Annotated in this window: 7 protein-coding genes; 5 read left to right on the top strand and 2 right to left on the bottom strand. The window is 54.7% G+C overall.

The genetic code is table 11. From position 1 onward, the window contains the following. The first annotated feature begins 408 nt into the window (after positions 1 to 408). Positions 409 to 1,911, top strand: coding sequence for a hypothetical protein (locus JUK32_RS01225; RefSeq protein ID WP_204137038.1), 1,503 nt, complete (start codon positions 409 to 411; stop codon positions 1,909 to 1,911). A gap of 186 nt (positions 1,912 to 2,097) precedes the next feature. Here the strand turns inward: JUK32_RS01225 and JUK32_RS01220 are convergent, their stop codons facing one another. After that, entirely contained in the window at positions 2,098 to 2,685 is a 588-nt protein-coding gene (locus JUK32_RS01220) for an EF-hand domain-containing protein (RefSeq protein ID WP_239112199.1), read from the bottom strand. Positions 2,686 to 3,256: 571 nt separating this feature from the next. Between JUK32_RS01220 and aroF the strand changes: the two genes are divergently transcribed. The 3 genes from aroF to JUK32_RS01205 all read left to right on the top strand — a co-directional run bounded on the left by aroF (position 3,257) and on the right by JUK32_RS01205 (position 7,813). Beyond that, a complete protein-coding gene (gene aroF, locus JUK32_RS01215; protein ID WP_204137037.1) occupies positions 3,257 to 4,114 on the top strand; it encodes a 3-deoxy-7-phosphoheptulonate synthase in 858 nt (285 codons plus the stop codon). A gap of 613 nt (positions 4,115 to 4,727) precedes the next feature. After that, a complete protein-coding gene (gene glgP, locus JUK32_RS01210; RefSeq protein ID WP_204137036.1) occupies positions 4,728 to 6,962 on the top strand; it encodes an alpha-glucan family phosphorylase in 2,235 nt (744 codons plus the stop codon). A gap of 14 nt (positions 6,963 to 6,976) precedes the next feature. Continuing rightward, positions 6,977 to 7,813, top strand: coding sequence for a Tab2/Atab2 family RNA-binding protein (locus JUK32_RS01205; RefSeq protein ID WP_204137035.1), 837 nt, complete (start codon positions 6,977 to 6,979; stop codon positions 7,811 to 7,813). Positions 7,814 to 7,942: 129 nt separating this feature from the next. On the opposite strand, the gene JUK32_RS01200 is transcribed toward JUK32_RS01205, so the two are convergent. After that, the gene (locus JUK32_RS01200) at positions 7,943 to 8,149 is read right to left on the bottom strand and encodes a hypothetical protein (RefSeq protein WP_204137034.1); all 207 of its coding nucleotides are present in this window, start codon (positions 8,147 to 8,149) and stop codon (positions 7,943 to 7,945) included. A 351-nt stretch (positions 8,150 to 8,500) separates the two neighbouring features. On the opposite strand from JUK32_RS01200, the gene JUK32_RS01195 reads away from it, so the two are divergent. Then, complete coding sequence (locus tag JUK32_RS01195; RefSeq protein WP_204137033.1) at positions 8,501 to 8,866, top strand: hypothetical protein; 366 nt, start codon at positions 8,501 to 8,503, stop codon at positions 8,864 to 8,866. The last annotated feature ends 73 nt before the right edge of the window (positions 8,867 to 8,939 follow it).

Below are 8,939 nucleotides of genomic sequence, written 5' to 3'. Positions count from 1 at the left end.
GCTCAACTCTCGATACTGGTAGGTTGAGCGAAGTCGAAACCGGATTGAACGGGTACTTTATTTAGTTGCAGCTCCCTTAGTGGGTTAACGCCATGAGGTTGCTTGCTTCTACAGCTCGTAGCAGGCTAGGCCGCAGGCACTGGCTCAGAAAGTTGACATCAGAATTGCCGATGAAAGTGACTACAGCTGATTTATTGCCTTTGAAGATTTTTCACGCTTTATAAATAGACTTGCCAGAAGGTGCAGAAATTGCCGCCGAATTGCCCTCTGGTTGTTATAAAAGCGATATGTGTTAAGACCATTATCAATCCATGGTACGGATCACACCTTGGCGGAGAGACTTTGCGATGATGTCTACAGCGGGGTCGATCATCAAGATAGTGGGCTCTTTGGGAACGCTCTGCAAGTATGGCTAAGCAGTCTGGTGACAATTGGATAGGGGCTAATCAGGGACGAGCGGCATCGGTTTCTCAGGCCGATGAAGCTGGCTGGCCGAATGACTTAGAGCGGGCTCAAATTTACGCCCTGATTGATAGCATTTTGCCCTTCGAGGCATGTCTCTACTATCAAGTAGCGCCGCTCTCGATTGATGGCAGTTGCTTGACTATGGGTACCGTGGATCCGGATGATCCGGCGGCTACCGAATATGTCACGAAGCAGCTGTCTTATATCAACTACTCCATTCGCTTTGAGAAGATTGAGTCTGATTGGCACCGTGACCTGTTATCGCAATATCTCAAGCACACCGCAGAGAGCCAGCAGCAAGCAAATGCGGCCAGCCATGAGGTGGACAAGGCAGCCGCCGAAGCGGACAAGGCGGCGGCTGAGGCCGCAGTAGATGCAGCGGCTAGTGCGGCCTCTTCGTCCTTAGCCTCGGAAGCCGCGATCGCTCACGAAACAGAACCCATCGCGGGGGCGGCGATTTCTGACGAGCAGATGCAGGCGACCTTGATTTTGGAACAGGTCGAAGAAATGACCGCCATGCTGCCCAGAGACTTGACCTCTCAGTTGGTGGCAGAAGAACGGCAAGCCGCCGCATTGGCCGAGGTGTTCGAGCCCGCCAAGCCCCCGGTTTCAGAGGCCAGCGCCGCAGCGCCTGCACCCGCACCCACTGCGGAACCGGAGGTGAGGGAGGGTACCCCCACCACGAGTGAAGTTCCCCCGGTTATCGTACCGCCGTCCCCAGAAGCGCCACCTTCGACGATCGCGGAAACAACCCCTGAATCTGCCTCCCCCGCAGCACCGCCGCCGTCAGTTCCCTCACCGCCGCCTGAGCCGCCGGCTCCCGTCGCTGATGCGACCACCGATGAAGCCCATGATGACGATATCAGTCGTTTGTTGTGTGCGTTGCCCCCCAAAGTGCTGATGCAAGCCCTCTTGGATAAGGTCATTGGGGATGGAATTGGGCGCTTATATCTCAAACGTCATGGTCACTCCCACCAAATTTTGTGGAGCCGTAACGGCGTTTTGGAGGGACTCATCGAACCCGTTGAAAGCCAAGTGCTGCAAGCGGTCATCAATGAGCTCAAACAGTTAACCCATATGTCCGTAGCCCTTGTCACCCAACCGAAGCAAGTGGAGATCGAACGGACTCAGGATGGTCAGCGCATTTTGCTGCGGCTCAAGATCATTCCAGGCGATGAAACCGAACAAGCCACCTTGCAAGTGTTACGCGGCGCGGCGCTAGAGTTCCATCAGCAGTATCAGATTGATAGTATCAGTCGCGATGCGTTGGATGCCGCAGAAACCTTGAAAGCTCGACTGAGCGACATGCGCGATCGCGCACGTAAGTCGCTCAATTTTCAGCCGTCGCGTTCTAAAACTTTGAAATCCCTGGTCAAGTTATTAAAAGAGCTCGATATCCAGATGCAAGAAATTGAAGCGGCTTATCACGCCCATGAAGATGAGTAGGCCGGAATTGCAACCGCTTCTCAGGGATGGGGTTTAATCAGCAGTTGGGAACCGCCGAGATGGCGGTTCCCGGCCCGGCACAGTATTTACACAGTATGTACTTGGTCAGAATTGGATTTAGCTAATCTTGATTTTTAAGAGATAGACGACCTGCCAAAATTGGGTGAGCCCAGCGTCGGAGCAGCGTTAATAGGGACCAAACATTTGATTGGCGATTTCATTCGGGTCGTCGCTGTAGCAGAAATTAATGAACAGACCCCGAATCTCATTTTTGCTCAGGTAACCGTCTTGGTCTTGGTCGAGTTGGGGAAAGACTAATGGTGCATACACCGGGGACTCATTGAAAACAGCGAGCAACTGGCCCCATTCAGCTTGATTAATCCGCCCGTCTTCATCCTGGTCAAAGACGTCAAACACTAATTCAATTAAATCGCCAATCATTTCGGGGCTAGCACTGGTATCGGCTAAAACGTCGTCATAATACGCAAACCACTCACTCAAAGAGACTTCGTCATTTTTGTGGGTGTCGGCCTTGGCCTCTAGTCCCTGCCACTGTCGCATGAGTTTATCTTCGAGCACGATGCAACGGGGCGATCGCTTCGACCACCCCCGCAAGTTAGTCAGCTTTTTGAACATGAGCTCAAAGTCTTGCTTGACTAAGACGCCTGTATAGTCTGAGTCGTATAGGCTAAACAGCTTGGTCAACTTGCGTTTCTGAAGGTCGGTCAGCATGGTCTTGGCCCCATGAAATAGCGGTGGTCGCTCTGTCAACATCAGCCTACAGCAGTTTTTCCAAGGCCGCGTTCATCTGTTATGAACTTGTACGATGAGCGATCGCTCTCCCCTGAGTGGCAACACCTGGGAGCGTCACGGGCCTGACTTTCGTTGACCACAACCAAAAAGTTCCAGCCTTTAGTTGACGCTTCAGGGTTCCATTGTTAACCTAACAGAAGCGTTATCTTAAAAGTCCATGCAATTCAACGCCGAGCGATTTTATTTTTGGTTTTTTGAGGAGGTTCACTAGATGTGAATTTAGCTTTGGCTGAACTCTCCTAGTGAACCGCAGGCCCGCTCTGCGGTTTTCGCGTTTTTAAAGGATTACTGTTTCACCTACTCGACTAGTCATCATGGTTTACTCCGCTCCGGCTAACTGGTATTTCAACTTTTTCTTTTTCACTGGGATTTGCTCCGGGTGACTAGGCCATGATGCCTGTTAACAAACCCCCGGAGCGTCCTAGACGACCGGGGGTTTTTCAATGCTGCTGATATTCGACTGACTGTTACCCAATCACCATCAACCCCAATCACCATCAACCCCAATCACCATCAACAAGGAACCCAACCCATGCAAGATGCCAAACTCACTGCTAAAGCTCATGACGACCACGGCACCGTGATCGCGCTGAACGATCAGATCACCGTCGGCGGTGATGAGTTACTCATCGTCGGCGGCCCCTGCTCCGTGGAAAGCCTCGATCAGATGGAAGCGATCGCGACTCAACTCGGTCAGCACACCATTCAAGCGCTGCGGGGCGGCGTTTACAAGCCCCGCACCTCCCCCTATGCCTTCCAAGGGATGGGCGAAGCCGGGTTGGCCATCCTAGACCGAGTGCGGCGGCGCTACCACCTGCCCGTGATTACTGAAGTCATGGCCATCCATCAAATTGAAGCGATCGCGGCCCATGCTGATGTCCTGCAAGTCGGCAGCCGCAATATGCAAAATTTCGACTTGCTGAAAGCCCTGGGCGAAATCAATCAGCCTGTTGTACTGAAGCGCGGGCTGGCCGCCACCATTCAAGAGCTGGTGATGGCAGCGGAATACATCGCGGCCCACGGCAACCCCAACATCATCCTCTGTGAGCGGGGCATCCGCAGCTTCGACAACTACACCCGCAATGTGCTGGATCTGGGAGCCGTGGTGGCCCTCAAACAGCTGACCCACTTACCCGTGATTGTGGACCCGAGCCATGCGGCGGGTAAGCGCGAGCTGGTGCCTAGTTTGGCGCGGGCCGCGATCGCGGCTGGGGCCGATGGCCTCATGATTGAGTGTCATCCTGTGCCCGAAGAGTCGGTGTCGGATGCGCGACAAGCTCTGTCGTTAGAGGATATGGCCGCTTTAGTCGAGAGCCTGCGCCCCATTGCTACGGCGGTAGGCCGCACTCTCCCCGAAGCGATCGCCCCCCGGGAACCCGCATTGGTCTGAAGCATGGGACAAAGGGGCGAGGCGTGTAGTGGTCAGGCGGCGTCGCGATCGCGACGAGTGCGACTTGGCAGGAATCACGAAAGGGATCTGCCACTAAATCAAGTACCTGTTTAAGCCGGTTTCGACTGCGCTCAACCTACCAGTTTTGAGAGTTGAGCGGAGTCAAAACTCGGTTTATGGGAATCTTTTTTTGTGCGCAAGTCCCAGTAGTCTCCAGTTTTTATCACTCTCGCTCTCCCGCCTCCCCTGCTCGCCACAAAATAGCAGGCGCATTAACGCCACGTTCTATTTCTATGTGGACTGCGATCGCCGAATTTCCGCGCAAAATGCCCCTAACCGCCCGTAGCGTCTAAAGGCGACGTGAATTTTTCGGGGTCGCCATTGAATATGTGATCCTGCGGTAAATATCCGCGTTAGGCTAGAAAAACTGACAGCGTTTATCAGGTTGCACGGCGGTGAGTGCAGCAAAATCCGTTGGCGGCTTTTGGTTGCACTGGTTTGTGTGCAACGGTGCCTGATGCCACAGCTGTAGCCCTTTTTCCCAGGGTAGCCTTGGCGACAAGCTCGGGCACATTCCCTTTATATTTTTCCTGGCATCGGTTGCTATCCAGTTATGAATCCCATCACGCAGCTCAAAAAGAAACTGCCCTCCCCATTACGGCGACTAGCCGATTTGGCTTACAACTACTGGTGGAGCTGGACCCCGGATCGCATGTCGCTGTTTAGCACCATTGAGCCGACGGTCTGGCAAAACTGCTACCACAACCCCGTGGCGCTGTTAGAGGCGGTGTCCTACGAGCGGCTGTCGCAAGTGGCCGAAAATCCGGACTATTTGAAGCGGCTCCAGGTGCTGGCCAATCATTTTGACGGTTACATGCGTGAGCGCTCGACCTGGGGCCGCCGCGTCGCGCCTCATCTCACGCCCGAGGAGCCCGTCGCTTACTTTTGCATGGAATATGGCATTCACGAATCGCTGTATACCTATTGCGGTGGCTTGGGAGTGCTGGCGGGTGATTACCTCAAATCGGCATCGGATCTGGGCGTGCCCATGGTGGGCGTGGGGTTGCTCTACCATCAGGGGTATGTTTGTCAGCGCTTAAACCGGAGCGGTTGGCAAGAAGACTTTTATCGCGATAACGACTTTGAGCACATGCCGCTAGAGTTGGTGCGCGATGAGTATGGTCAGCCCGTGACGGTAAAAGTGACGGTACGCCAACGGACAGTGCGGGTGCAAGTATGGAAAGCCCAGATCGGTCGAGTGGATTTGTATTTGCTGGATGCCAATCGCCCCGACAACGATCCCATTGACCGCAAGTTGACCGGACAACTCTACGGCGGCAACCGCGAAACTCGGCTGGCCCAGCAAATTTTGTTGGGCATTGGTGGAGTGCAAGTGCTCCACACGTTAGAAATTGAGCCGTCGGTGTATCACATCAATGAGGGCAGTTCTGCCTTTGCCCTGTTGGAGGTGGTGCGTCAGGAGATGGAATACTCCGGCAGCACTTTTGATGAAGCGCAGACTTGGGTGCGCGATCGCTCCGTTTTCACCACCCACACCCCGGTGCCCGATGGCAACAACGCCTTCTCCGCCGACATGATGGATTCGTTCTTTGGTCATTACTGGCCCCAGTTAGAGCTGGAGCGCGAAGAGTTTTTGAATTTGGGGGCGCGCCGCATTGGTGACCCCTGGGAACCGTTTAGTTTGTCGGTGCTAGCGCTGCGGATGACTCGGCAGGCCAATGCGGTGAGTCAGCGCCACGGCGAAGTCTCGCGGGAAATGTGGCAAATCCTCTATCCCGACAAGACCGAGGAGGAAGTGCCCATTGGCTATGTGACGAATGGGGCGCACCTCAGCAGTTGGACGGCTCCCCTGCTGGTGGATTTGTATAGCCAGCATTTGGGCAAAAACTGGTCACAGCTGCACCTCAACACCACAGATATTTGGACCCATGTGGAACTGCATCTCGCCAGCCAAGAGATTTGGCAGAATGTGGATGCCATTCCCGAGCGAGAGTTGTGGCGACGACACTGCATTTTGAAGGAGCGCCTGATTGCGTACACGCGATCGCAGACACTGGCGTCACGATTAGAGCGTAAAGAAGCCAAAGACGACATTATGGCCGTCGAGCGGCTGCTCGACCCGAATGTGCTAACCCTGGGCTTTGCCCGACGTTTCAGTCCCTACAAACGCGGCGCATTAATCTTTAAGGATTTACAGCGGGCGATCCGCATTTTTTCCAACGCGCGACGACCGATTCAAATTGTCTTTGCGGGGAAGGCGCGCCCTGGAGATGATGAAGGCAAGCGGATTATTCAGCGGTTAATGGAATGGTGTCGGCATCCGGCATTGCGCGATCGCGTGGCGTTTATCGAAGACTACGACATGTTTACCGCCAAGCTCATGGTGCATGGTGTGGATGTGTGGCTGAATACGCCCCGCCGCCCCACCGAGGCGTGCGGCACCAGCGGTCAAAAGGCGGCCTTTAACGGCGTGATTAACCTCAGCATTGGCGATGGTTGGTGGTGTGAGGGATATCAACCTGGGCGAGCTGGCAAACCCAGCAATGGCTGGACGATTGGCGAAGAAATTGACACCAGCGACCAAGAACATCAAGACCAAATCGACGCCGACTCGCTCTACACTCTGCTGGAACGGGAAATTGCGCCGCTGTTTTATGAACGCGATCGCCACGGCATTCCCCACAAATGGATTGCCATGATGAAGGCGTCAATTCGCACCAATGCGCCCAACTTCAACAGCGATCGCATGGTGGCTGAATATGTCATGCGGGCCTACTTAGACGACCTCTCGACGCCTTTGTCGCTGAAAACCGAGCATGTGGCTTGACGGAGCGGATGCCGATGGTCATTTGGGAAGTGGATTGTTATCGGCGACCGCTGCGGGATGCGGCGGGTCAGTCGCTGTGGGAACTGTTGGTGTGCGATCGCCCGTTCCAGTTCACCTACGGGGCCACTGCGCCCCAGTCAGCGGTCAATAGTGATTGGCTCCGGCAACAGTTGACTATGGCGCTGCAAAAGTCCGGTCAGTCGCCCGACGAAATTCGCGTCTTTCGCCCCCAGTGTCTGTCGTTATTACAAGTGGCTGCCGAACCTTTGTCATTGCCGGTGGTGCCGAGTCGCACCACCCCAACGTTGAAACGCTGGTTGGTGCAGCGATCGCAGTGGTATCCGGCGCAACCGGAATACAGTGGCGAACCTTACGATCCCCTGGCGGTAGAGCAGCTCGCTCCCGTGCCCATGCCCGAAAATTTGTGGGGCGACCAGTGGCGGTTCGGCAGTCTCTCCGCCCAAGACCTGCAAGAAAGTTTGATCTACGAACCGATGCCATTCCAGGTTGTGCCAGCAGACTTTTTGCCCCTCAATCTGGGGCTACCCAGTACGGCGGCGATTCCCGGGGTGATCATTGATGCCGGACGGCGATCGCTGCCTCTGGCGCAGTGGCTCCAGGAGCAGCAGCCCGCCACGTTGACCTACATTCCCGGTGCGCCGGACGGCGTGATTCTGGCAGCGGGGTTGGTCGATCGCTGGGTGCTGACAACGTTTGAAGATCCACAAGTTGCCGCCGCTGGTCAGCAGTTCAATGAGCGCCAACAGCAAGCTCATGGCCTCCATTTTTTGCTGGTGCGCCCCGATGACTCGGGGATGACGTTTACCGGAATTTGGTTGCTCCGCCTGTAACCAGCCCGGAAGTCGCACCAATACTGTTTTTCGTTGGGCTAGCGAAGTCGCCAAACAAGAAGCGCCGTGGAGTCTTCAGGATTCACGGCGCTTAGCAAAGCGAAAAAATATGCGGTTGACTGCGAAGGTTTAGAAACCCTGGCGGGAGATCATTTTCTCTAGATCGGCCTGAGTTTGATGCAATAAATGCTCTCGGCGATCGCTGTTTTGGGCCAAAGAAGGTACGAGATTTTTAGCCTGGAGCGCCATATGCAGTTGCAAATGAGCAACATAATCACTGCAAGCTTCGCGAGTTGATTCGATACTTTGAGTGGAACGATTAGAAGCTGCCAGCACGTGCGATTCTCCCCGTAACGGAATTCAACTTTCTACAGTCTTGAAACTATCACGAGGTTGTAATATCTTTCGGCCCCCCGAAATGATCCGTAATGTTGACGGTGCGCCAGCCAGTCCCCTGGATGTGCTCCCTGAGCGTGGGCCACCAGCCTCGCCGTTGGGAGAAAGGATCGCGGGGCGGCAGTCGGTCAGACCCTGAGTTTTTTCTGAAGAGTACGGACGGAGCGGGCAAAGTACACTACGCTATCAACAAGTTTAGGTGGTGGGCGATCGCGGTCTGCACCTAGAGATTCACAGCTCTTCGCCATGGCAAGGGCACTGTGCGTGAAGATATTACCGACCTCTTGGCTTGTGACTCAGCACCCTCACATCATTCACCTCGATATTCTGGATACCGATTACGCCAAAATTGCAGCGGGCGAACGGATTCCAGCCGAGCGTCGGCAGCGCCTAGCATGGGGTGAGGCGACATTGAATCGCTTGAGCAAGCAGCTTGCCCGGTATCGCTACGACAGTCTCGATCAGCAGGGCCGCGACGATTTGCTGTGCAATATTGCCAATACCGCCGGACTCTTCACCGCTGCCGATATGGAAGACATCAACGATCGCCTCCGCCGGACGGGCTGCTTTTACCTGACCCCTGGCGAACGGCAACAGATTTTTAATTGGTTGCAAGACGAATTGGCGATCGATTTGGCGGTGGAGCCTGACAGCTAGTGCATTGTCAAGGTTGAAATTGTAGGTTGGGTTAGCGCTAGCGTAACCCAACAGAACCATTGTCATCGTTGGG

The organism is Halomicronema sp. CCY15110 (assembly GCF_016888165.1).
Classification (GTDB): domain Bacteria; phylum Cyanobacteriota; class Cyanobacteriia; order Phormidesmidales; family Phormidesmidaceae; genus Halomicronema.
This window is presented reverse-complemented; position numbering and strand designations above follow the sequence as displayed.